Source organism: Tepidisphaeraceae bacterium (assembly GCA_035998445.1).
Taxonomy (GTDB): domain Bacteria; phylum Planctomycetota; class Phycisphaerae; order Tepidisphaerales; family Tepidisphaeraceae; genus DASYHQ01.
In genome coordinates, this window is the sequence record DASYHQ010000055.1 from 30403 (window position 1) to 54587 (window position 24185).

Sequence of the window (24185 nt, forward strand, 5' to 3'; positions counted from 1 at the left end):
TGGAAACGGATGCGTGCCGAGCGCAAACGCGCACCCGTCGTGCAGCTCTTCCGCGGTGCCTACGGATTGCTTAACGGCTCTTTGGCCAAAATCTTCCGAAATTCTTCCCGGAAATCGAATTTTGGCACCCAATCGAGCTTTTCCTTCGCTTTTGTCGTCAAAACCGGACTTCTGAACGCCGGCCAATCCGTGGGCACCGTCGGCCAGTCGGGGCGGAAGCGACGCAGCAAATCGGAAAGCGGTTCGTTGATGAGCAGGTCGTCGGCGACCAGATGGTAGGTCTCGCATCCCGGCAGAGCCCGCTCGATGGCCTGCGCGTAGGCGGTGGCGGCGTCGGTTGCGTGCAGGTAGGTGCCGAGCTCGTTCGGCATCTCGGTCGCGGGCCTGTCGATGTGCATCGCCCACGACTCGTGAAACCGCCGGAACACCATGGGCAAGCGGAAGATGGATACCGACAGACCGAACTGCGCGCTCACCCACTGGGCGTACATCTCGTTGGCGACCTTGCTCAGCGCGTAGTGGTTCTGCGGCTGGGTCGGGTGCGTCTCGTCCATCGGCAGGAACTTCGGCGCCAAGTTGGGCCAGCCCCACGTGCCGTATACCTGGCACGAACTGGTGTAGACCACGTGCCGCAGCTTCAGGTCGGCCACCGTCTGCAGCACGACCGAACCGATGCGGGTATTTGTGTAGAAGAGCTCGTCCTGGCTGATCGGCGCGCCGGGATTGGGAATCTCACCCAGATGGCAGACGGCGTCGACGGTCTCCAGGATCGGTTGAATCAGCTCGCGCTGGCGCAAATCGACGTAGACGAACCGCGCCCCCTCCACCGGATGCCGTGGCCCCCGGCGATCCAGGTTCAACACCTGGTGGCCCCGCGCGATCAATTCACGACAGACGGATGTCCCGATCTGCCCACTGCCACCGGTCACCGCCACCCGCAATCCGTTGCTCATATGGGCGGGGATTGTAGCGGCGCGACCGCCGGATGCGAGGGCGGCACTTTCCCTGAGGGCTCGGCCACAATTTCCCGCCGCTTCCGCGTCACCCGCACGGCGCCGGGGAAGTCCGCTCGCCGGCCTGAGGCAGCGTCGTCCATCATCTGCAGCAATCGCGCCGCCACCCGGTCGTTCAAATCGTCCACCGGCACGCCCGCACTCGCCAGCCACGTTCGGGCCGCCTGCTCGCGCACGAGGGGTGGAAGTCCGTCCAACCCGTCGATCGGCAACGAAGTGGGCAGCGCCGGCGTTGTACGCTGTAGCCAGTCGCTCAGGCCGTCGCACGTGTGGCCCAGCGCCAGAAGCGCGTCGATCAGCGCCGGATCGGCGTTCAGCAAGTTCCGCACGCGGTTCCGCCGATAGCACGGCGACGCGTTGCTCGCATCCTCTCGCCAAGGTTGCCCCAGTTGCGCCAGATACGCCCGCAGCGACTGAGGTGGTACCGCGAGCAGTGGGCGAAGCAGCGTTAAGTCGCCATTTGCGCTAACGGCCGCCATCCCGCGCAGTCCGGCGGGCCCGGCGCCGCGCATCAGGCGCAGGAGGAGCGTCTCAGCCTGATCGAGCCGATGATGTGCGAGGATCACACCATGCAGCTTGTTCTCGCGCACCACATCCCGAAAAAGCATCAGCCGCGCCGCCCGGAACATCGCGCTTCGGTTGGCCGGCAGTGGTGAAATGCGCGGCAGCACGCGATGCAGCCGGTCGACCGTCACCGGCAGCTGCAACTGTTTCACCAGTGCATCGACAAACGCCGCGTCGGCATCAGAGTGTTCGCCGCGCGTTTCGTGGTTCAGGTGCACAACGTGCAGGCGAAGGTCTGGCCGATGCGCGTGCAGCAACCGCAGCAGCGCCACACTGTCGGCCCCCCCGCTCACCCCCACCGCCCAGGCGCCGGCGGGCACCGATTCGATTGAAGATTGCAACGCCGGCTGGGTCATCCGGTAGTATTGTAACGAAGCCAACGCGTCCGTGGATCTTCATCCGCGACGTTTGTCGGCCGGTTGCAAACAGATGATGCGTACCACCCCATATTCGCTCCCGCACGTTACGCTGCTGCTAGCCTGCGTTGCATCTGGCATCGCGCTCGCAGCCAAGCCCACCACGGCGCCGGCCGACGACGCGATCGACTTCATCCTGAACGCCAGCGCCCCCACCACCGCCCCCGCTGTGCCGACCACGACGACCACCGCGCCCGCTTCACCGTTCACCGCCACGGCCGACGCCGCCGCGCGCAAGGGCACGTTTACGTTCAGCGATGGCAAGATTATCAGTGGCACGGTTACGACCACGCTCGACAAGCCGCTGCGCATCTGGGTGCCGGCGGATAAGGAGTTCGTCGACGTCTCGTTCGAGAACGTCCGCTCGGCCGAGGCGCAGGTGCTGTGGGAGCGCGACCAGCGCGAGTACCAGTTCCTGACGAGCGGGTCGGACATCAAAACCTACACCGGCCGCACGTATCCGGCGCGCGAGACGGCGTACGCCTTTACACTGAGCGACGGCCGCACGATAACCGGCAGCATCGTCGCGCCGTTCGACGTGCGAACCGCCGACGGTGGCGACAAGCTGATCGTGCTGGGCAAGCGCGACAAGGGGCCGGTGGGCGCGACGCTGAACGATCTGGTCTACGTGACGAAGCTCGAGTTTCACCATTAACCTCCCTCGCCAGCCGGAAGGATCTCCTAATCGAATGCAAGTTGAATTCCCTGCCGAGATCCCTGCGGTCCCGACGTCGTCAGACCGTTCGCGCGCAAATCGGTCGAGCGCCCGCTGGGCGCTGGCGCGGCGCGTCGCGACGTTGCTGCTGATGGCGTTCATCGTGGTGGCTTCGGTTTACGCCGGCTTCAAGCTTCGCCGCTGGACGTGGGAGATGACCGACCCGATCCACTTCCGGGGCGACATCAACCGCGGCTACAACTGGGGCCGCGAGGCAGCCACGAACGGCTACGTGAACCTGTACGAGAAGATGAGCGTGCAGGAGGCCCACTGGGGCAACTGGCTCGACTACGCGCCGCTTCGCCTTGCGGTGATGACCGGCTGGGGCCATTGGACCAAGAGCAGGTTCCCCGAAGCCACGCGCTGGCAGGACGACTGGGAATTCAACAAGTTCGTCCTGCTGTTCAACACCGGCATGGAACTGCTTGGCGCGATCTGCGCGTTCCTGCTGGTGCGACTTTGGCTCGTGCGGGCGCACGGGTCGGCCAAGCCCTTCACCGGCTGGGGCGCGGGTCTGGCGGCAGGCCTGTTGTTCTGGTTCAACCCCGCCACGATCCTCAGCGCACACGGTTGGCCGACGTGGGACATGTGGATCATGCCGATGTACCTGCTGGCGATCCTGCTGGCCAGCCACAACTGGTGGTTCGCTGCGGGCGTGACGGTGGCGGCGGGCGCGCTGTTCAAGGGACAGCAGTTGACGGTCGCGCCGATCTTCCTCATCTGGCCGCTGATCATGTGGCGGTTCGACGCGATGGCAAAGTGGGCCGCCGGGCTCGTCTTCGGCATCGGCCTGCTGGCTTCCCCCTGGCTGGTGACGTACGTGCCCGCCGACGCGCTGGCCGCGATGCGTGCAGAGCAGGCAACGTATCGCGAGCCATGGGTGGTCTCGGATCTCAAGCTGCCCGACCGCCTCGTTGACGTGCCGGCGATCGCGTGGGTGATCGGCATCGCAATCGCCGCGACCGTCCTGCCGTTGCTGATGGCTCGCTTGCGTCGAGGGCGGTCGGACGGGCTTATCGACGGGCCCGACGGGCCCGACGGGCCCGATGATGCCGCCGACGTGCCAAATCGTTTCCGTTCTCCGCCCACCGCACTTCGGCTGGCAGCGGCGCGGTTTGAGGACAGTGGCGTGTGGCGCTACGTGGCGCTTGCCGTGGTGGCGGTGATCGCGGTGCTGTCGTTCGCGCTGATCCGGGCCGGCGGGGCGTCGCCCGCGGTGTGGTTCTGGCATGCGATGTTCGGCGTCGCGTGCATCACCAGCCTTGCGGTGGCAGTGGCAATCTCACCGCACGCCGCGATGTGGCCCGTGCGCGCCGGTGGCGCGTTGGTGGCGGTCGGCGTCGTCGTGTGGCCGTGGCTACGGGGTGACCACGGCGCGGCCTGGACCGACGGCCTGCTGCTCGCGACGCTGTTCGCGGTCGTGCTGCTGATCATCCGGCTGCGAAACGTCGGCATTCTGGCGGCGGCAGGCGTCGGAGCGTCGCTGTTGCTTTGCTCGACGCTGTTTAACGGTAGCGACGCGTGGTGGATCTGCGGGTGGAAGTACGGCACGTTTCACTGGCCATGGATGATCATGGGCCTGACCAGCAACCTGCCGGGCCTGCTCGCCGAGCGATTCAACTGGCCCAAGCAGGACACCACGACCGTTGTGTTCCAGTTGCCGGCCGAACTGCTGCTGGGGTACCCGAAGTTCGCGATCGACGTAACGATCAAGCAGTTCCTGGCCGCCCTTTATGCCGTCACACTGCTGCTGTCGGCGATCGGCGTCGGCCTGCAGGCGCGGCGGCGCGACCCGCGCATTCTGATCGCGTTCACGGCGCCATGGCTGATGTTCTTCTGCTTCCCGGTGCAGATCCACGAGCGCTACCTGCTGTACGCCGCCGGCGTCGGCGCGATTACCATCGGCGCGGGCGTGGGGCCGGCGTTGCTGACGGTGCTGCTGAGCATCTTCACGTGGATCATGACGATGCACGTGATGCTCGGCGGTGGTCGTGGGCGCGGCGTCAACGAGTTTGGCCGGCTGCTCGCCGAGACCTACCCGTCGCTGTTCTCGCCGACCGCTGGCCGCACGCTGCACAGCTTCATCCGCGGCACCCACCCCGACATCGCCTGGGCCATCCTGCTGATCGCCGGGATCTTCCTCTACCTGTCGCTGATGCCCTCGCGCCCGCGCGTGCGCCGCGACGGACTGATTCAGCCGGTGGAGTAAAGGTGGCCTTCTTCCCGTAGCATGGGCGTCTCGCCCATGCCTGTGGATTGGAATGAGGGTCGTGATTAGTGGCAAGCAGCGCTGATTAAGCGATCAGCCACTAATCCAATCTTTTGGCCTCACTCAATGCATGGGCGAGACGCCCATGCCACGGGAAGAACCCATTGCCACGATGTCGGCAACAGCTAACATCGGGTGCCTATGCGATATCTCGCCTCGTTGATGCTGGCCGTCTGTTGGGCGCTGTGGTTCGGGGGCATCATCATGCTGCTGATCGGCGTGATGGCGGTGTTCAAGGAGTTCCCACCCGAGCAGCGCACCACCGCCAGCAAGGCGACGGCGGCCATGTTCCGGGCGTACGGGTTTTACGAGCTGGCCGTCGCCAGTGGCGCGCTGATCGCGGCCGTCGTGCTGCGCCTCATTCAGCCGGCGAAGCTGCGGACGGCAATATTCGTACTGCTGGCGCTGGCGGCGCTGTTGGCGGCGGTCACGACCGGCATCGTCACGCCGAACATGGAAAAGCTGCGAATGGCCGGCGAAGGCACGACCGACGCGTTCCGCTCGCTGCACGGTCAGGCGATGATGCTGTTTTCAAGCCGCACGCTGTTGCTGCTGGTTGCAGGTGTGCTGCTGCCACTGGCGATTCAGCGGGAACCGCGCGACGCGTCAAACAGCGCCAGCAGTTGATCGGCCGCGATTTCCTCCGGCCGGCGCTTGGGGTCGAGCCCGACTTTCGCCAGCAGCTCATCCGCAGGCAGATCCGCATTCAGCAGCGCATTCCGCAGCGTCTTCCTGCGGGCGGCGAAGACCTGCTGTACGAAACGGCTGAACGCATTGCCGTTCTCGCCCAGCCGATCGCGCCGCACGAGCCGCACGAGCGCCGAATCGATCTTCGGCGCCGGCCAGAACGCCTGCGGCGGCAGCGTGCGCAGCACCTCGACGTCCGACAGCATGTTCACCACCACCGACAACGGCCCGTACGCTTCATCGTTGGCCACCGCGCGCAGTCGGTCAGCGACCTCTTTTTGCACCGTGAACGCCAGCGACGCCACCCCCACCAGCAGCAGTTCAATCACCAGCGGCGACGCGATGTTGTACGGTAAGTTCGCCACCAGCCGAACCACCTGCCCATTTGCCTGAGCCGCGCGAATGACCACCAGCAGATCGTCGTTCAACGCGTGCTTGCCCGCCAGCGCGTCGCCTTCGATTAAACGAAACGTTGCGCGGTCGGCGTAACGCTCGCGCAACATACCCGCCAGGTCGCGATCGATCTCGACGGCCACCACCTGCCCCGCGCGGGCGAGCAGTTCATCGGTAAGCGTGCCAGTGCCGGGGCCGACCTCGATCACCACGTCGTTCGGTCCGATCATGCCGGCATCGGCGATGAGGCGAACGAGGTTCTGGTCGATCATGAAGTTCTGACCGAACCGGTGCCGTGGGTGCGAGCCGGCCTGCGCGAGAAGCGATTGGATATCTTGCTTTGATTGGGCCACAGGGGAAGGAATCTAACCGGGAACCCCGCGCGACGCGATGCGCGAAACCCAAGCCCTTACCGGACTGGCCACTCCAGTGGCCAGTACGAATGACGGAAGAGCTTCGATGGTAGCGCTCACCTCGAACGTTTGGAATCACGTGCCAATGCGACGATATCGCGAGAGCACAAACTGGTACGCGCCATAGGCAATCAGGCCCAGCGCCACCAGGCCCAAGAGCCACGGGCCGAACGGTTGGCGTTCGAGCGTCGCCAGCGCGCCGCCCAAACCCTTGGCTTCGCTTGCGTCATACTGCCACGCAGCCACGATCAGCAGCGAGCCGATGATCGAGAAGACCACGCCGCGCGCGGCCAGTCCGAATCGGCTCACCTTGCGGACGATATCGCGCGTCCCGTTGCTCAGGTCGTCCAGGACCATCTGATCGCTCAGCTTCGCTTTCCAAGCGCGGACGAATTGAGCGATCCCGTACACGATGATCCCCACACCGATGGCCGCGATCAGCCACCGACCAAGCGGATACTCCATGATGGTTGCGGTCCACGATTGCGCGCCTGAGTCCTCTCCACCACCGCTCGACCGCCCCACCAGCATTCGCGCAGCGGCCAGAAAGAGCGACGCGTGGATCACGCCACTGATGAAGAACCCGGCCCGCTTCAGCATGGCCTTGCGGTCGTTCCCTTCTTGCTCGGGATCTTCAACGGCCCGCACGAACTGGAAGATCGAGTACCCGATCAACCCCACCGCCACGACGCCCAGAAGAAATTTGCCGAACGGCTGTTCGATCAGTGTCTGCAGCGCCCCCCGCGAACCGGTCGCCCGACCACCAACTCCCAACGCACTCGCAGCGGCAAGCAAACCCACCACGACGTAGAGCGTCCCTTTGGCCGCGTATCCGATGCGTGCGAGCTTGGCGAGGAACGGACGAGCGTGATGCCGGGCATCACGCGCGTGCGACGCGATTTGCGATGGAATCGTGGACATCGGCGTCCTCCTTAAACGTAGACGTGAGGGAACCAGTCGCTGCACGCAACCCATGCATTTTGCGTGCCAACGCGGTTCAGCCTGCCCAGGAGGTCATCTTGCTGATGTACTTTGATCGACCGCGACAGTTCAGGAACGCCTTCGTCGCAACTGACGCAGCCGAGCCTGCTAGGGATTTGTGGCCCCCGTGTAGCTCCCAGCCAGGATGATGGTGCCCGTCACCTCGTCTACCACCGTAAACAAAAATGGGCGATTGGCGGTGAAATTGACCGGTTGGCCGATCGCGCCGACGTCGTACATCGCCCCTTCAGAGGTCGCATGGCCTGCGCCAGCCTCGTTGATTGAGAGGCTGCATCCTTGTGCGAAGGTGACCTGTCCCGATTCGTCACTGCCCTTCATCGCGGCGCGGGGCGACCGCACGACGAAGCGCGGCAGCGCGAGCGTGACGGCCTTCACGGGGTAGGTCGCCACCCAGCGCTCTCGAACGGCCTCGTTGTCGCTCTCCGGTGACGCCGCCTCCCACGCCGCCAGCGCTTCCTTGGACGCGGTCGCCTCCTTCATCCACTGCTGCAACCGCTCGGCAGACAGCGTCGCGCGCAGCTTCGTCAGGTCGCCACCGGCCAGCGGCATCATCACGACCAGCTTGTAGTGCGGCTCTGAATCATCATCCACCGCAGCGGTGAACGGGACGGCGGTCAGCTCGACATCCGCATTCTTCAGGTACGGCAGGTTCGCAAGGCGGTGCATAAAGGGCAGCTCAACCGTTGTGCCGTCGGCATTGGTGAACGGCGCGGGCTTGGTTTGGGCCGGGTCGAAGCGGTCCGCCCAGGCGGCGCGGAAGATGACGCCGTCGGTCACCAGCGTTGTGGGAAGGCCGGCCAACCGGCCCGGCTGCGACACCTCGTCGCGCGTGTTCTGCAACACCCAGCTATCCACCTCACCGGCGGCCACACCTCTATTGCTAAGGTCCAGCGGACGCGCCATGACGCCAAGCAACTTCTCGAGTCGGGCAGCCTGAGCCTTGTCCACGATGCGTGGGTTCACCGACGACCAGAACGCCGTCGCCAACTGCAGTTGCGGCATGCGATCCGCCTGCCCGTCGAGCGCCAGGAAATCGCAAAGCACCTTTAACGGGGCTGGCTCGACCGGCCCCTTCTTGTCCAGGCGCTGCGCGATCTCGGCCGCCTTTGCGTAGCCGATGGGTGAGAAGACCGTCCCAGCTTCCGCCCCTGACTGCGCCGCCCACAGCCCCACGCCAATGCGGTTCGCGTGCACGGCCGAGTTAGTCAGCGTCGGCTTTCCGCTTGGCGACAGCGTGGCACTGGCGAGTCGCGCGCCCGGCCCCTTGCTTGGCTTGGCTTCATCGGAGAAGACGCTCTGCCCCAACGACAACGAGGCGGAGAGTCCAAGGACCGCACAAGCCACGGCAGTTCGAATCATGGTGAGGACTCCAGAGGTGCAAAATTGGACGGTGGTCGACCGGCGCCGCGCCACCCTCCAAACATACCTCACGGAATCGTCGCCCGCTTTACGATTCACGCCATCGGTCTGCCCATTTCGCGTCCGGCGGATCAGCGGGTATCATTTGCGGTTAACGATGAAATCTCACGAGGTCATTCGGCAGGCGGTGGACGAACCGGGGGTAAAGGCAGTGGCGGCGGCACTGAAGGTGTCGGCGGCGCTCGTCTATAAGTGGTGCGAGGCACCGGCGGCCAGTGACGACCCGGACCAGTCCGGCGCGCGCAACCCGCTCGACCGCGTCCGCGACATGTACCACCTGACCAAGGACATCCGCCTGATCCGCTGGCTCTGCAACGAGGCCGGTGGCTTCTACGTCGCCAACCCGGTGCCGCAGACCGCCCCGGACATCGACGCCGCCATCTTCGGCGAGACGCGCGGCATGGTCCGCGACTTCTCGGAACTGCTCGATGTCGTCACCAGTTCAATCGAGCACGACTCCCACATCGACGCGAAGGAAGCCGACGAGATCCGCCAGAAGTGGGAAGACCTGAAGGCCTGCGTCGAACGGTTCGTCATCAGCTCTGAAAAGGGACACTACCGCACCGAGCGCTAGTCGGCCCTGCAGTTGGGCGGAAATGCTCGTGCGCCAGCAGCCGTAGATGTAATATCGACGGCGCGCTTGTTGATCAGTTTCTATCGACCGGAACGCTCGGGTCTTCCATGGGCGCGTCGGTCTCGCGCGGTTTCGATGGCGCGTCGACCGCGGCCTTCATCATTTGACCGTGCAGCAGCGTCAGCACCTCGCGCATCGAGCGATGCCGGTCGGCCCGAATGTCGACCGCCAGCGCGTTCAACACCGTGGCCTGACGGGTGATGCCACCCACTCGGCCTTCGATCGCGCCGGAGTTCTCGGCGTTCGATAGCGTCCCGATCACCACCTGCCAGCCGTCGGCTGCGCGGCGAAGCACGACGGGGGGCTCATTGGGTTGGCCGAGGGTCGCGGTGTCGCCGGTGATCTGCTCGTTGGCGGACTCGATGCGGTCCAGGGCGGCGGCGTGGACGGTGTCGGGGTTGTTTAGGGCAAGGTCGGCCTCGGCCTTTCCGAATTGCACTTCCGCCGCCTGCCGAAAGCTTGCCAGTGCGACGGCCAGTTCGATCGTCGCGTCGACCATCCGCCGATCGACTTCCGACCCGTTGAAGATCAAGCCGCGCAACGCATCGGCATCCCCCTGATGCAGCGCCACCGCAAACGAGCGAACCGTCGACCGCGGCGACGAACGGTCGACCGCGACCGGAGCGGTCGTCGCGGCTTGCGTCGCAGGTTGGGTTGCGGCGGATTGCGCGACCGCAGTCGAACCGGCGATTCCCACCGTAAGAAAAACGGCGCAGGGGCGAGCGATAAGCGATAAAAGGCGTCCGCGGAATGTCATTGGCTTACCTTGGTTTGTAGCGGATCGGGTGGGAACGGTCCACATGGATTATCCGCTCGCTGCGCGCATCGCGTGGCGGCCGCCACCGACGTGGCGACCCCCGGGTGCCGAGCATTGGCCGCCCCCTCGCGCGAGGGCATCGTCGGAGGTAGTTGTGTCGGGACGGCAGGCACAGTATGATTCCCTGCCCGTTTTGTGCGGGTCTGAATCTTGCTGAATAGAGGTTGATATGTCGCTGGATCGTAGTTTGAAGAGCGCCAGCTCGCTGGTTCGTCACCGTAACGTGCTGAGCCGCGCCGAGCGCCTGGACATCCTGAAGGACGCGGAGAAGTGGGACGAGAGCAAGCCGGTCTACGGCCTGCCCAAGGTCGGCCACCGCAAGCAGACGGTCGGTAAGGCCGTGAAGAAGGAAGCAGAGGGCGATGAGGCCGCAGCCCCCGCCAAGGGTGGCAAGGGTGGCAAGGCCGCTCCCGCCGCCGCTGCGGCACCTGCTGCTGGCGCCAAGGGCGCCGCTGCTGCCCCCGCGAAGAAGGGCAAGTAGGTCGATCGGGTTATGGGGTTGAGCGTGGTGTGCGCGATGCTGCCCGGTTGCTTGCCATAAAAGTGGCAGGTCCGGTCGATGCGACACGACCGTTCGACTTGTTCACCCGTCTCCGTCTATCTCGCTAGCGCCATTCGCCGACGCCGGGCTTGCCGCTTCAGCGGTGAGCATCTTCGAGGTCACCCGACCTCCCCGCGTCGCGTGATCCGCCAGCGTACATAAGGCGCGAGGACCGACGATTGAATTAGACAGAGGACCGTCCCCATGCTTGGCATCGCCAGCGTGGGGACGGTCCTCTGTCGTCAATGGTTGGTTCCTCGCGAACGTCTATGCGTTCCCCAGCCGACTTTGTCTCTCGCCGCGCGATGGGTGTCGATGCCTCGGGCATCCGCAAGGTCTTCGACCTCGCCGCCAAGATGAAGGACCCGATCAACCTCTCGATCGGCCTGCCCGACTTCGACGTCCCCGAGATCGCCAAAGACGCCGCCATCGAGGCCATCCGCAGCGGCCAGAACCGCTACACGCAGACCCAGGGCATCGCCCCACTGCGCGATCGGTTGCGGGCCGACCTGTCGACCGAGTTTGGCCGGGATGTGGGGGACGTGCTGATCACCAGTGGCGTGTCGGGTGGCCTGCTGCTGGCGATGCTGGCCATCGTAGACCCCGGCGACGAGGTCGTCTTCCTCGACCCCTACTTCGTCATGTACAAGCACCTGGTGACGATGGCCGGCGGCAAGTCGGTGGTCGTCAACAGCTACCCGAGCTTTACGTTCCCCGCCGACGAGGTTGAAAAGACCATCACGCCGCGCACGAAGGTGTTGATCCTGAACTCACCCAGCAACCCGACCGGCACGGTGATGAGCGAGACCGACGTGCGGGCCGCCGTCGAGATCGCGCGCCGGCACGACTTGCTGCTGCTGTCCGACGAGATCTACGAGCCCTTCCTGTACGACCAGACGCGCGGCCTGCCCAGCCCGGCGAAGTCGTACGAGAACACGCTGGTGCTGCGCGGCTTTTCCAAGAGCCACGCGATGACCGGCTGGCGCCTCGGTTACGCCGCCGGGCCGGAACAGATCATCTCGCAGATGACCAAGCTGCAGCAGTACACGTTCGTCTGCCCGCCCAGCCCCTTGCAGTGGGCGGCACTGAAGGCGATGGACGTGGACATGAAGCCGCACGTCGACGCTTACCGGCACAAGCGCGACATCGCCTACGACATGCTCTCGGGCAAGTTCGAGGTCGAACGGCCGGGCGGCGCATTCTACATCTTCCCCAAAGCCCCCGCCGGTGTGACCGCCAGCGAGTTCGTCGCCAAGGCAATCGAGAACAACGTCCTGATCATCCCCGGCAACGTTTTCAGCGACCGCGACACCCACTTCCGCATCAGCTACGCGACGACGGACGATCGGCTGAAACAGGGCTGCGAGATCCTGCGCAGCCTGGCTTGAAGCTGACTCCTGGGTGTTTCGCGGGCTCCGACCGTGGCATGGGCGTCTCGCCCATGCGTGTCATGAAGCCAAGCGATTGACTTGGTTCATTGCCGCGCTGTCGAAGCAGACCCCACCAATAGAGTCGCTTGTTCCCACCGCATGCGCGGGCGAGACGCCCATGCCACGGGAAGACAGCCCAAAGACTGGCGGACTAAACATGTCGCTTCGCGCGCAAATGTCATCCCGATGGGAGCCTCAGGCGACCTGAGGGATCTCGAATCACGGGCGGTTCTGGGCCGCGAGAGATGGGTCAGGTCGGCAAGCCTCCCATCGGGATGACACGTCCCTCGATAACGAAGGGGGTTCGTCCGGTGGCCTTGAGGCCTCCATCGGGATGACACCGGTAAATGATCCCGCTAGGGGTTCGGTCCGCTGGCTTCCCTCAAGGGCAGCCGCTCGCCCAGTAGGTCGCATCTACCCCACCGTGCCCATCCGCTTCCAGTTCGGTTGAAAAGCGACGTTCGGGGGTGGAATTTCCCCGGCGTATGCCCGTATCATGGATGTTCGCCTAATGGCGAGAGGCACGGCTGGCGCAACGACTTGCCGTGCGGGACTTAAGGAAGACCAATCTATGTCCGAGCAACGCCCCGATCGTCAACAGCCACCGCGCAAGCCGGGTCGTCCCGGCACCACCCCCGCCGGACTTAAGTTCCGCGGGCTCTTTGGGTGGTTCCTGTTCATCGCGCTGGGCATCATGTTCGTGGTCCTCGTCAACAAGAGCGACAACAAGCACAAGGCCGTCGACCTCAGCCAGTTCAATCAAGCGTTGGTCAGCGGCAACGTGAAGGTCGTCGAGATCGAAGGCGACATCGTCCGCGGTCAGTTCGTCACGCCGATCAAGGTGCAGTTGGCCGGCTCGACGCAGATCGAAGACGTCGAGTTCTTCCAGACCGCAGTGCCGCAGGGCGTCTCGACGTCGTGGCAGTTCTCGCAGTACATCTTGGACAAGGCCGGAGCGGCGACGCAGGTGAAGGCGCGGAACCCCGACACGTTCCTCGTGAACCTGCTCATCAACATGATCCCCTGGCTGTTGATCCTGCTCTTTATCTGGTTCTTCGTCTTCCGCCAGTTGCGCAGCAACGGTGGCGCCGGTGGAATGCTCGGCAACTTCGGGCGCAGCAAGCACAAGATCACCAGCAAGGAACACACGAACGTCACCTTCGACGACGTGGCCGGCATTGAGGAGGCCAAGGACGAGGTGATGGAGATCGTCGAGTTCCTGAAGAACCCGAAGAAGTTCCAGCGTCTCGGTGGCCGCATCCCGCGCGGCGTCATGCTCGTAGGCGAGCCCGGCACCGGTAAAACCCTGCTCGCCAAGGCGATCGCCGGCGAGGCGGACGTGCCGTTCTTCAGCATCAGTGGTTCGGACTTCGTCGAGATGTTCGTCGGCGTGGGCGCCAGCCGCGTGCGCGACTTGTTCAAGCAGGCGAAAGACAACTCGCCGTGCATCATCTTCCTGGACGAAATCGACGCCGTCGGCCGTCGCCGTGGCAGTGGGTTTAGCAGCGGTGGTCACGATGAGCGCGAGCAGACGCTGAACGCGATCCTCGTCGAGATGGACGGCTTCGATACGAACGATCAGGTCATCCTCGTCGCCAGCACCAACCGCGTGGACGTGCTCGACCCCGCCCTCACTCGCCCAGGTCGTTTCGACCGCCAGGTGACGGTTCCACTGCCCGACGTGAAGGGCCGCCTGGAAATCCTGAAGGTTCACAGCCGCAAGGTAAAGCTTGGGCCGCAGACCGATCTGGCCCGCTTGGCCAAGGCCACGCCCGGCTTCAGTGGCGCGGACCTGGCCGCCATCATCAACGAAGCCGCGCTGGGCGCGACGCTAGCGGGCAAGGAATACATCGAGCAGGACGACATGGAAGAGGCCCGCGACAAGGTGCGCTGGGGCCGGGCCAAGAAGAGCCGCGTGATCGACGAGAAGGACAAGGTCGCCACCGCGTATCACGAGGCCGGCCACGCCGTCATCCAGCATTTGCTGCGTCCGGATTCCGATCCGATTCACAAGGTCACGATCATCCCGCGCGGCAACTACGGTGGCGCGACGATGGCGCTGCCCGAGAAGGACCGCACCAGCTACAGCAAGAAGTGGTGCCTTGCCTTCATGAAGGTCTGCTTCGCCGGCCGCATTGCCGAGCAGCTATTCTGTGGCGACATCAACACCGGCGCAATCGGTGACATTCGCCAGGCCACCGGCGTCGCCCGCCGAATGGTGCGTGACTGGGGCATGAACGACCGCCTGGGCTTCGTCTACTACGGTGACGACGACAGCAAGCCGTCCATGTTCGGTGAGTTCGGCGGCAACCGTGAGTACAGCGAAGAGGTCGCCAAGCAGATTGACGAAGAGGTCAAGAAATTGATCGACACGCTGTACGAAGAGACGCGCGTGATGATCGAAGCGAATCGCGACCGCGTCGACGCGTTGGCCAAGGCGTTGGTCCGCTACGAGACGCTGGACACGAACGACGTCGACCGCATCATGCGTGGCGACAACCTGACCAAGCCGACCGTCTCCGATTTGCTCGAGATGGAAGGCCGCCGCGGCACAGTGATTCAACCCGGCCCCACCGACGCCGCCCCGGACATCAACCCGGGCTTGGGTGGCGGTCCGCTGCCGAGCCCTGGTTGATAGCAGGTTGGCAACTCTTGAATGACAGGTACTGGGACGAACGGCAACGTTCGTCCCTTTTTCGTTAGCGAGGCTCGCCACCGACCAGTTGTCATCCCGAAGGGAGCGGTAGCGACCTGAGGGATCCCCACGGCCGCGAACCGTCCGAAGTTCGAGCTCCCTCAGGTCGCCTGAGGCTCCCTTCGGGATGACAACCGGGCGCGAGGGGACAGACAGAGTTTCGTCCGCCAGCTTTAAGTCTGCGTTCGAAGTGACAGTCTGCTTGAGCCTCGCAGCCGCCGGACCTCCGAAGGCCTCCCTCGACTCCCACATCCCACGACTCGCGCAGATGATTCCGCCCCCGTTTTCGCTACAATGCGGTTGCGCTCAAGAGAAAAGGAAGACTGCATTGGCCCAGGCCGACATCATCATCGCAGACGACAAGCTGCTGCCGCAGGCGGTGGAGCTTTACAACTCCGTGTTTCGCCCGAAGCGCGAGTTGGACTTCTTCAAACGGCGGTTCATGGGTCGCTACAACCCGCTGACGCTGATTGCCCGCGTCGACGATCGGCCGGTGGGGTTCTGGATCGGCTTTGAGCTGAAGCCGGGCATGTTTTATCACTGGCTGGGCGCCGTCGCGCCCGACTTCCGCCGAAAGGGCATCGGCCGGCAGTTGCAGGAAGCGCAGCAGGCGTGGGCGAAGGATCACGGGTACGAGTACGTGCGCTGCGAGTGCATGAACCATCAGCGGGAGTTCACGCACTTCGCGATAACGATGGGGTACGACATCGTCGGCGTACGGTGGGACTCGACGCACGCCGACAATTTGATCGTCTTCGAGAAGAACCTAATCGAGTAGCGACGCCTGCTCGGCATGCAACGTCGCCGCGGGTGCCTCGACCGGTTGCGCAGCGACCATCGGTCGGTCGGACGACGGGCGGAGGTGACGCTCGACCTCGGCCTCACCCGACCGGGCCATCGCCATGGCGTAGACGCTGCCAACGATGGCGAGCACGGTCAGGGGAAACAACAGTTCGCGAAGCCGATCCATCATGGTCAATCCGATCTTAACGAAACGTTAACACGCGTGTAAGGTTGAAACCGGACGCATTTCCATCCTGGCTGCGCTGTTCGAACGGCCCGCGTCGCCCACTGGTGATGGGCGTGCTGAACGTGACGCCCGACAGCTTCAGCGACGGGGGCCGCTACGCCGACCCTACGATCGCCATCGCCACCGCGGCGCAGATGGTCACCGACGGCGCCGATCTGATCGACATCGGTGGCGAGTCGACGCGGCCGGGCTCACAGCCCGTGCCCGCAGCCGAGCAGATCCGCCGGGTGACACCGGTCATCGCCGGCATTATGGCGGCCGGTCTGCCTGTCACCCTCTCTATCGACACAACGCGGGCCGAGGTTGGGCAGGCGGCGCTGGACGCCGGCGCGACGGTGCTGAACGACATCTCCGCCGGTCTGGACGACCCCCAAATGCTGCATTTGGCGGCCAAGCGGCGGGTGCCGATCGTCCTGATGCACATGAAGGGCACCCCCGCCGACATGCAGGCGTCACCGAGTTATTCGGACGTGGTGGCGGAGGTTTCGCAGTTCCTGCTCGCCCGCGCCACCGCGGCCATCCACGCGGGTGTGCCGGTCGAGCATGTGCTGCTCGACCCCGGCATTGGGTTCGGGAAGACGATGACGCACAACCTGCAGCTACTGGCGGCGCTGCCAAGGCTTGCGGCGTTGGGCCATCCGTTACTGGTCGGCACGAGCCGGAAGAAATTTATCGGGACGTTGACCGGTGACGACCACCCCGCCGACCGCGTCTTCGGCACCGCGGCGTCGGTCGGTTGGGCCATTGCCAACGGTGCCGCGGTCGTCCGCGTGCACGACGTCGGCGCGATGGTGAAGGTCGTACGTGTCGTGCGCGCGATCCTCGATCCGGCGCAGGCGGATCAAATCGTTGATAATCGATAAGACCGTGACGCCATCGATTTCGAATCGAAGACCACGGGCAAGCCCGTGGCCATGTGGGGGAAACGGGCGTTGCGCCGGTTCAAACGTCTTACCGCGTGGCGTTATCTCGCGTTGCTGGCTATGATTCCGCACGATTTCGGCGTCACTTTGCCGATCATAAATTTGCGACGGGCGCCTTGCGTGGCGCCGGCCGTCCTCTGATCGTCTGCCCGGGTGCAATGAAAGAGCTGTTCCGCAACCTCGAGAACTACATCCGCTCCGTCGGCTACTACGGCTGGGGCGCGGTCTTCATCGAACTGCTGCTGATCGGCACGGTCGTCTACTACATCCTGCGCTTCCTGCGGGGCACGCGCGGGGCGCGCATGCTCAAGGGCATCGCCCTGCTGCTGATCGTCCTCTTCGTCGTCGTGCGGCTCGGCGACCAGCGGTTCGGCCTGGAACGGCTCGACTTCCTCTTCCGCCAGTTCCTGGGCATCGCCTCGATCGCGGTCATCGTCGTCTTCCAACCCGAACTCCGCCGGGCGCTCATGCGCCTCGGCGAGACGCGCCTGTTCCGCGGTTTCAGCAAGCAGTTGGACGAGGAGATCGAAGCGCTCGTAGAATCGGCGACGTTCCTCAGCAAGCGCAAGATCGGGGCCCTGGTCGCGATCGAGCGCGACGTCGGCCTCGGTGGTATAGCCGAGAGCGGCACGAAGCTGAACGCCGATTTGTCGTCGGACCTGTTGAACACGATCTTCTGGCCCAACAGCCCGCTGCACGACCTGGGCGTCATCGTCAGCCAGGGTCGCATCGCGTACGCGGGCGTGCAGTTCCCGTTGGCCGAGTCGGGCGATCTGGAAAAGGACCTCGGCAGCCGCCACCGCGCCGCGGTGGGCATGAGCCAGGAAAGCGACGCGGTCATCATGATCGTCTCCGAAGAGTCGGGCGACATCAGCATTGCCGAGCGCGGCATCCTGTTCCGCAAGCTCACGGTCGACGCGCTGCGTGGCATGCTGACCGACCTGCTCGGCCGGGCCGTCACGAGCGACGATCCGCAGTTGAAGACCGCCAACGAGGCTTCGCACGAGGATTGAGACGACTTAGAATCGGATTTGCGGTAACGACGTTCCTGTCATCCCCATGGCCAAGCAAGACCTCCCATCCTCTGCCGTCAGCTTCGCCCGTCGAGCGCGGCGAAGCGCGCGCTCGTGGGCGCGCACGCGGTTCACGCGCGAGCAGGTCTGGAGCACCACCAAGAGCCTGGCGTGGATCACGCCGCTCACGATCCTGATCTGGGTGTACGCCGAGCGCGAGCAGGTGCGCCCCCCGGTCAAGCAGGCCATCCCGTTCCAGATCCGCACGTCCGACGCACGGCAGGTCGTCACCGTGCTGCGCCCCGAAGGTGAACAGACGATCTTGGCCGAGCTGCAAGGCCCGCAGCAGGCGATTGAAAACGTCGTGCGCAACCTGGTGCCCAGCGACGCCGGCCCCGGCCCGGTCATCGTGCTGCCAAGCACCCTGCTCGGGCAGCGTGAGATCCCGACGTCGCTCATCCGCGAGTCCGACTTCTTCCAGAACAGCGGCGTGCTGATCTCCAACGAGTCACCCCTGACGCTGCTGGTGCGTGTGGACAAACTGGTGGACGTGGAACTGGAGGTCCGCCCACCGGAAGGCATGGACAACTTCATCACGCCACCGAAGTTTGAGCCGCGCTACGTGAGGGTGACGCTGCCGCAATCGGTGAAGGACCAAGCCGCCGCCGACAACCCCCTGACCGCCGTCGCCGAACTGGGACGGTTCGACGCCATCCGCACGCCCGGCGCCAAGACGTTGACGGACGTGCCGGTTTCCATCGTGGGCATGCGCGACGTGCCGAGCATCACCATCGACCCCCAGCGCGTCACGGCCCACGTGAACGTGCGCAACGCGGAACGCGAGTTCAAGATTTCGTCGGTGCCGGTCTGGGCGCTCTACCCGCCGGTACTTCAGGGTAAGTACGTCGCCCGCATTTCGCCGGACTTCGAGTTCATTCGGGACGTGGTGGTGACGGGCCCGGAAGACATCATCAAAGCGATCGAAGCCAACAACACCGACCTTCGCCCCAAGGCGATCCTCGACGTGCTGCCGGAAGACATCAACAAGGACGTCATCGAACGCGAGGTGCGCTTCGACATGCCGCCCGGCGTGAACGTTCAGAACAAGCAGCAGAAGGTGACCTTCAGGTTAGAACCCATCCCCGTCGTGCCGTAGCTTAGCCATCTCGCAGCCAAGTCGCAGAGCTCCCCTCCGGTCCCTCTCCCGGTACTCCGGGAGAGGTTAGGTGAGGTTGATTTCGAACTGCAGAGGGCCCACGAATAGGCACGCCTCTTAGCTTCCACGGCCGATCGGTATACAATCGGGGGACATGGACGACGCTCAGACCTACGTGCAAACTCTCGGAAAGTCCGCCCGCCGGGCCGCGGCGCAGTTGGCGACGCTGAACGGCGACGCGAAGGTCGCCGCCCTTACCGCGATGGCGGCGGCGCTGCGCGCGTCGAAGGCAGCGCTGATCGAGGCCAACGCCAAGGACTTCGCCGCCGCCGAGGCCGCCGATCTGGCGCCGGCGCTGGTGAAGCGCCTGCTGCTGGACGACAAGAAGGTCGAATCGATGGCCAAGGGCGTCGAGGAGATCGCCGCCCAGGTCGATCCGGTCGGGCAGGTGATTGAGGGGTTCAACCGGCCCAACGGGCTGCGCATCACGAAGGTGCGCGTGCCACTGGGCGTCGTGCTGTTCTTCTACGAAAGCCGCCCAAACGTGACGAGCGACGCGGCCGCCCTTTGCATCAAGAGCGGCAACGCGATCATCCTGCGTGGTGGCAAAGAGGCGTTCCACTCGAACAAGGCGATCACCGCCATCATCGCTGCCGCGCTCGATAAGGCCGGCATCGATCCGGCGGCCGTCCAACTGGTGGAATCGACCGACCGCGCGCTCGTGCCGCAGCTATTGAAGCTCGACAAGTACATCGACCTGGTCATCCCACGCGGCGGTGAGAACCTCATACGCGCCGTCGTAAAAGATTCGACCATTCCCGTGCTGAAGCACTACACCGGCAACTGCCACATTTACGTCGACATCGCCGCCCGGCAGTCCGAAAAGCTCGTGCGCGACGTTTGCGTGAACTCCAAGACCAGCTACCCCGGTGGCGCGGTCTGCAACGCCGTCGAGCACCTGCTGTTCCACAAGGACGTCGCTGCCGAACTACTGCCGAAGGTCTGCGCGGACCTGGCCGCCAAAGGCGTTGAAGTGCGCGGCGACGACCGCTCGCGGCAACTCTGGAAGGACGCCAAGCCCACGACCAGCGAGGACTGGGACACGGAATACCTGGCGTTCATCGTCAGCACAAAGATCGTCGACAGCATGGACGACGCCATCGCCCACATCAACGAGCACGGCAGCCACCACACCGATGCCATCCTCACCACCGACCTGTCGGCCGCCCAGCGGTTCGTCCAGCAGGTCGACAGCGCCAGCGTCATGGTCAACGCCAGCACCCGCTTCGCCGACGGTGGCGAGTACGGCCTGGGCGCCGAAATCGGCATCAGCACCGACAAACTCCACGCCCGCGGCCCGATGGGCGCCAACGACCTGACGACCTACAAGTGGGTCGTCACCGGCGAAGGTCATGTGCGGTAAGAGACTCATCCCTGGTGTGAGTCATCCCGTTCAAACACCGTCATCCTAACGAACACGGCCGCGTCCGGTCTTCACCGTAGCATGGGCGTCTCGCCCATGGTGTCGGTACACCGACACGTCGGATGGTACACCATCCGAAACAGCAATCGCGCCAGCGAAGGATTTGCCAGCACCAATGGACTTGAAGATCGCTAGCGCTCGTTCCTCGGACGGCGTACCGTCCGACACCGCGGGGTACCGCGGCTCCATGGGCGGGACGCCCATGCTACGGTCGGAGCGGACCCGGCACCGTTCTTAACACCCTCTTAGGATGACGATCAGTGGCAGGGTCGCGTCAATCTCATTCGATCGCATGGGTTTCTCGGCCCCAGATGACCGAGCAGAACCACAAAGCCGCAAAGACACGAAGGATGCACGAAGGTCATCTTTGAGATTCGGTGCCTGGGGTTTGTTTGGCATTGGGGCTTGGGATTCCGAGTCTCCCTCCCTTCCTGTCACCGATCTGAAATTTTGTTGACATAGGTAATCTGCGCCATATCCTATCCCTGTCACTTGAGGTGATTTTCATTGCCGAGAGTGACAATGGGCTGGCCGGCCACTGCAGGGATGCAAGAAGTGGCTGGTTTATATTCGAATGGGCTTCGGGGCGGTGACCGCCTTGCTCGGCTCCCCCTCCCCGAAAATTGACTGGCTTGCATTGTCGACCGATCGCAGCGGGCAACACTGCGATCATCGCTACGGCGCGGCGTGCGGGTTCGTCGGGGCATTTCGTATCATGGCACGAAATCCAATTCTGGATCTTCCCTTAAGCGACGTCATGCGATCGGAGATCGCGCTGCCGTTGCAACACGTTTTGAACCTCTACACGGTCGGCAACTTCCTCAACGCGTGGCGCAACCCGCGTAACCACGCCGGCATCGAGCGCGTCTTCGACACGCCGCACCAGGCCCGGCACGCCGTCGCCGTGTGCGCCGCGTGGCTCGGCATCAACACGCACGCGTCGGTCGAATCCGTCCCCGCGTGGTGGGTGCAGGACACGACCGCCCCCGCGACCGGCAACGGCCTGAGCGCCTAAAGGCTGGCGGACGAAACCCACGCTGCGTTGATCAGGGACGTGTCATCCCGACGGGAGGATTGCCGACCTGAGGGATCTCCCCCGGCCGAGAACTGCCATCGATTGAGATCCCTCTGGTCGCCTGAGGCTCCGATCGGGATGACAAGTGCGCGGGAGGCGACAGAGTTTCGTCCGCCAGCCCAAGGTTCTCGATCCCCAAACTGACCGATCGTCCGCATCCTGTGATTCTACGGGACCGCCACCCCTGCGCCCCGCCGTCGCTCTTCTGTAGGACAGGCATTCCTGCCTGTCTTTCCCCCGTCTGCTTCTCCCCCCGTATTCTTTTTTCTTCTGTGGCACAGGCATTCTTGCCTGTGTCTCTTTCTGTCTCTCCTTTTCGTGGGACGGACATTCTTGTCCGCCAAGCCGCGGAGCCGCGACGGTGAAGAGGCAGAGACGCGAAGGCGCGAAGGACACGAAGGCGGACGCGAAGAAATGCGGATGGTGTTGCGCCGAACCCGGGTCTTCTGCGCAGCGCATCCGTGGAGATGGATAGCGTGTTCTTTGACAACCGAATAGCCGACGCGCGTTACATGTCGCACCCCATTCTCCCCACCCGATGTTGCACAATGGTGCATAATGGTGCCCGGTTTCGCGTTTTGCCTTACCCAAACCGCCGTCATGACACGGGGGCCCCTGATTTTTTCGCCCTACTTCGCGTCCTGCTTCGCGCCTTCGCGTCTCTGTTGCATTTATGAAAGCGCAACGCGTAAAGAGAAACAGACAAGAATGTCCATCCCGCCGGGAAAGGGAAGGCAGAAGAGACACAGGCAAGAATGCCTTTGGCACGGAATACGGGGGAGAGGAAGACTGGGGGAGAGACAGGCAGGAATGCCTGTCCTACAGAAGAGGATAGGAGAAAGAGAAGCGCCGCCGCGCGATACTCGGTCGCGAGAGTTACTGACCGTCACCGAACCGGCGGACGAGGTCCACGAACATCCGCATCCCGACTTCCACCGCGCCATCCGCGAAGTTGAAGTGCTCGTTGTGCAGCGGATATGACACCTTCGCCTCGACGGCTTCAACACCGATCAGAAAGAAACAGCCGGGCACTTGCTGCAGGTAGTACGCGAAGTCCTCACCGCCCATGCTCGGCCGGCCGACGGGCAGGAAGTGAGCGGCGCCAACCGTCGTTCGCGCGACGCGTGCGACGTAGTCGGCCATCTGCGGGTCGTTGATCGTGGGTGGGTAACCTTCGGCCCATTCGAACTGCAGCGTGCAGTCGTTGGCGGCGGCGATGTGGTGACAGCGGCGTTGGATCGATCGCGCGATCGCAACGCGCTGCTCGGGCAACAGCGTGCGGGCGGTGCCTTGGATGGTGGCGCTATCCGGGATGATGTTCGTGGCGCTACCTGCGCGGATGACGCCGACGGTAACCACTGCCGACGCACCCGGGTCGGTCTCACGGCTGACGAACTGCTGGAGGTTCAGAACCGCCTCGCACGCGGTGACGATCGGGTCGCGACCGAGGTGTGGAAACGCGCCGTGACACCCCCGGCCGACGAACGTCGCGCGGAAGTTGTCCGTCGCCGCCAGCAACGGGCCCGGCTTCGTCGCGACCGTACCCACCGGCAGCCCCGGCCAACCGTGCAGCCCGAAGATTGCGGTCACCTTCGGGCCGATGCGACCGTCCAACACACCTGCATCGCAAAGCACCTCACCCCCACCGCCGCCCTCTTCGGCCGGTTGAAAGATGAGCTTCACGCAGACCGGCAGTTCGTGCTCGCGCGACTTCAGGACGGCAGCCGCGCCGAGCAGCGTCGCGGTGTGACCATCGTGCCCGCAGGCGTGCATTCGCCCCTCGTGGATGCTGGCGTAAGGAACGCCGGTCCGTTCGACGATCGGCAGCGCATCGATGTCGGCCCGCAGCGCGACGCACGGCTTGGCGGTGTCACCGAACCACGCGATCGTCGCCGTCTCCGCCTCGGGCACACCGTCGACGTGGTGGATGTTCAGCCGATCCAGCTCCGCCCGAATCGCAGTGGCGGTTTTGAATTCCTGATAGCCCAGTTCCGGAATGCGATGCAGTTGATGGCGCAGCTCGACCGCGTGCTGGACCGCAGAGGTGAACAGGGTGTCGGTCGTCATCGGCAAACCTCTCGCAGCAGACTCACCGTCAGAAAAATATCATCCCGCGGCCGCCGCGGTCATACGCCTGCTTCCCCTTACGCCATCGGCAGTTCCGCCTGTATCAGCGCTGGTCGCCCCGGCCGCTCGAATAGCCGTGTTTTATACGTCGGAATCGTCACCATCGGTGAATTCCGAAGCTCACCATCATCCAGCTTGAACGCCCAACCGTGCCACGGGCAGACGGCACAACCGGCATCGATATAACCGGCCGACATTGCCCCACCGGCGTGCGGGCAGGCGTTGTCCATCACGAACGGTTTGCCATCCTGCACGAAGACGGCCAGCTGAAAACCGTCGATCTCGACGTACTTCCCCTCGCCGGCCGGCACCTCGTCGACGTCGCATAGTGACACCCATGCCATGACCGGAGCCTACGGCATATCCCCAC

Annotated in this window: 22 protein-coding genes; 13 read left to right on the forward strand and 9 right to left on the reverse strand. The window is 64.3% G+C overall.

The window, feature by feature from the left end:
* Nucleotides 1-59 precede the first annotated feature (59 nt).
* Together VGN72_21010 and tilS are read right to left on the reverse strand one after the other, a co-directional pair.
* On the reverse strand, nucleotides 60-953 hold the full coding sequence (locus VGN72_21010) for an NAD(P)-dependent oxidoreductase (protein ID HEV7301829.1): 894 nt from the start codon (nucleotides 951-953) through the stop codon (nucleotides 60-62).
* Nucleotides 950-1957, reverse strand: a complete 1008-nt coding sequence (gene tilS / locus VGN72_21015; GenBank protein ID HEV7301830.1) for a tRNA lysidine(34) synthetase TilS — start codon at nucleotides 1955-1957, stop codon at nucleotides 950-952. Before tilS ends, VGN72_21010 begins: the two co-directional genes overlap by 4 nt.
* A gap of 49 nt (nucleotides 1958-2006) precedes the next feature.
* Here tilS and VGN72_21020 point away from each other — a divergent pair, with 49 nt between their 5' ends.
* The 3 genes from VGN72_21020 (at nucleotide 2007) to VGN72_21030 (ending at nucleotide 5604) form a co-directional block, all read left to right on the forward strand.
* Complete coding sequence (locus VGN72_21020) at nucleotides 2007-2648, forward strand: hypothetical protein (protein ID HEV7301831.1); 642 nt, start codon at nucleotides 2007-2009, stop codon at nucleotides 2646-2648.
* A 34-nt stretch (nucleotides 2649-2682) separates the two neighbouring features.
* The gene (locus tag VGN72_21025) at nucleotides 2683-4917 is read left to right on the forward strand and encodes a hypothetical protein (protein HEV7301832.1); all 2235 of its coding nucleotides are present in this window, start codon (nucleotides 2683-2685) and stop codon (nucleotides 4915-4917) included.
* Between the two features lie 201 nt (nucleotides 4918-5118).
* Nucleotides 5119-5604: a DUF4149 domain-containing protein gene (locus VGN72_21030; protein HEV7301833.1), complete on the forward strand. Its 486-nt coding sequence runs from the start codon at nucleotides 5119-5121 to the stop codon at nucleotides 5602-5604.
* On the opposite strand, the gene rsmA is transcribed toward VGN72_21030, so the two are convergent.
* The 3 genes from rsmA to VGN72_21045 all read right to left on the reverse strand — a co-directional run bounded on the left by rsmA (nucleotide 5562) and on the right by VGN72_21045 (nucleotide 8831).
* Complete coding sequence (gene rsmA, locus VGN72_21035; GenBank protein HEV7301834.1) at nucleotides 5562-6410, reverse strand: 16S rRNA (adenine(1518)-N(6)/adenine(1519)-N(6))-dimethyltransferase RsmA; 849 nt, start codon at nucleotides 6408-6410, stop codon at nucleotides 5562-5564. The genes VGN72_21030 and rsmA overlap by 43 nt on opposite strands.
* A gap of 135 nt (nucleotides 6411-6545) precedes the next feature.
* Nucleotides 6546-7391, reverse strand: a complete 846-nt coding sequence (locus tag VGN72_21040) for a DUF1206 domain-containing protein (GenBank protein ID HEV7301835.1) — start codon at nucleotides 7389-7391, stop codon at nucleotides 6546-6548.
* A 168-nt stretch (nucleotides 7392-7559) separates the two neighbouring features.
* Nucleotides 7560-8831 (reverse strand): serpin family protein, encoded by a 1272-nt coding sequence (locus tag VGN72_21045; GenBank protein ID HEV7301836.1) that lies wholly within the window; start codon nucleotides 8829-8831, stop codon nucleotides 7560-7562.
* A gap of 157 nt (nucleotides 8832-8988) precedes the next feature.
* On the opposite strand from VGN72_21045, the gene VGN72_21050 reads away from it, so the two are divergent.
* Nucleotides 8989-9465, forward strand: a complete 477-nt coding sequence (locus VGN72_21050) for a hypothetical protein (GenBank protein ID HEV7301837.1) — start codon at nucleotides 8989-8991, stop codon at nucleotides 9463-9465.
* A gap of 73 nt (nucleotides 9466-9538) precedes the next feature.
* Here VGN72_21050 and VGN72_21055 read toward each other — a convergent pair whose 3' ends face one another.
* On the reverse strand, nucleotides 9539-10282 hold the full coding sequence (locus VGN72_21055; GenBank protein ID HEV7301838.1) for a hypothetical protein: 744 nt from the start codon (nucleotides 10280-10282) through the stop codon (nucleotides 9539-9541).
* Between the two features lie 229 nt (nucleotides 10283-10511).
* On the opposite strand from VGN72_21055, the gene VGN72_21060 reads away from it, so the two are divergent.
* The 4 genes from VGN72_21060 to VGN72_21075 all read left to right on the forward strand — a co-directional run bounded on the left by VGN72_21060 (nucleotide 10512) and on the right by VGN72_21075 (nucleotide 15786).
* Complete coding sequence (locus VGN72_21060) at nucleotides 10512-10823, forward strand: small basic protein (protein ID HEV7301839.1); 312 nt, start codon at nucleotides 10512-10514, stop codon at nucleotides 10821-10823.
* A 329-nt stretch (nucleotides 10824-11152) separates the two neighbouring features.
* A complete protein-coding gene (locus VGN72_21065) occupies nucleotides 11153-12271 on the forward strand; it encodes an aminotransferase class I/II-fold pyridoxal phosphate-dependent enzyme (protein HEV7301840.1) in 1119 nt (372 codons plus the stop codon).
* Between the two features lie 613 nt (nucleotides 12272-12884).
* The gene (ftsH, locus tag VGN72_21070) at nucleotides 12885-14948 is read left to right on the forward strand and encodes an ATP-dependent zinc metalloprotease FtsH (protein HEV7301841.1); all 2064 of its coding nucleotides are present in this window, start codon (nucleotides 12885-12887) and stop codon (nucleotides 14946-14948) included.
* 388 nt (nucleotides 14949-15336) lie between these two features.
* Nucleotides 15337-15786, forward strand: coding sequence for a GNAT family N-acetyltransferase (locus tag VGN72_21075; GenBank protein HEV7301842.1), 450 nt, complete (start codon nucleotides 15337-15339; stop codon nucleotides 15784-15786).
* Here the strand turns inward: VGN72_21075 and VGN72_21080 are convergent.
* Entirely contained in the window at nucleotides 15775-15981 is a 207-nt protein-coding gene (locus VGN72_21080) for a hypothetical protein (GenBank protein ID HEV7301843.1), read from the reverse strand. The genes VGN72_21075 and VGN72_21080 overlap by 12 nt on opposite strands.
* Before the next feature lie 41 nt (nucleotides 15982-16022).
* On the opposite strand from VGN72_21080, the gene folP reads away from it, so the two are divergent.
* The 5 genes from folP (at nucleotide 16023) to VGN72_21105 (ending at nucleotide 21628) form a co-directional block, all read left to right on the forward strand.
* Nucleotides 16023-16901: a dihydropteroate synthase gene (gene folP / locus VGN72_21085; protein HEV7301844.1), complete on the forward strand. Its 879-nt coding sequence runs from the start codon at nucleotides 16023-16025 to the stop codon at nucleotides 16899-16901.
* A gap of 218 nt (nucleotides 16902-17119) precedes the next feature.
* Nucleotides 17120-17974 (forward strand): diadenylate cyclase CdaA, encoded by an 855-nt coding sequence (gene cdaA / locus VGN72_21090; GenBank protein HEV7301845.1) that lies wholly within the window; start codon nucleotides 17120-17122, stop codon nucleotides 17972-17974.
* 46 nt (nucleotides 17975-18020) lie between these two features.
* The gene (locus VGN72_21095) at nucleotides 18021-19130 is read left to right on the forward strand and encodes a hypothetical protein (protein ID HEV7301846.1); all 1110 of its coding nucleotides are present in this window, start codon (nucleotides 18021-18023) and stop codon (nucleotides 19128-19130) included.
* A gap of 154 nt (nucleotides 19131-19284) precedes the next feature.
* Complete coding sequence (locus tag VGN72_21100; protein HEV7301847.1) at nucleotides 19285-20553, forward strand: glutamate-5-semialdehyde dehydrogenase; 1269 nt, start codon at nucleotides 19285-19287, stop codon at nucleotides 20551-20553.
* A gap of 817 nt (nucleotides 20554-21370) precedes the next feature.
* Nucleotides 21371-21628, forward strand: coding sequence for a hypothetical protein (locus VGN72_21105; GenBank protein HEV7301848.1), 258 nt, complete (start codon nucleotides 21371-21373; stop codon nucleotides 21626-21628).
* Between the two features lie 936 nt (nucleotides 21629-22564).
* Here VGN72_21105 and VGN72_21110 read toward each other — a convergent pair.
* Complete coding sequence (locus VGN72_21110; GenBank protein ID HEV7301849.1) at nucleotides 22565-23755, reverse strand: M20 family metallopeptidase; 1191 nt, start codon at nucleotides 23753-23755, stop codon at nucleotides 22565-22567.
* 77 nt (nucleotides 23756-23832) lie between these two features.
* Nucleotides 23833-24159 (reverse strand): Rieske (2Fe-2S) protein, encoded by a 327-nt coding sequence (locus VGN72_21115; protein ID HEV7301850.1) that lies wholly within the window; start codon nucleotides 24157-24159, stop codon nucleotides 23833-23835.
* Nucleotides 24160-24185 lie beyond the last annotated feature (26 nt).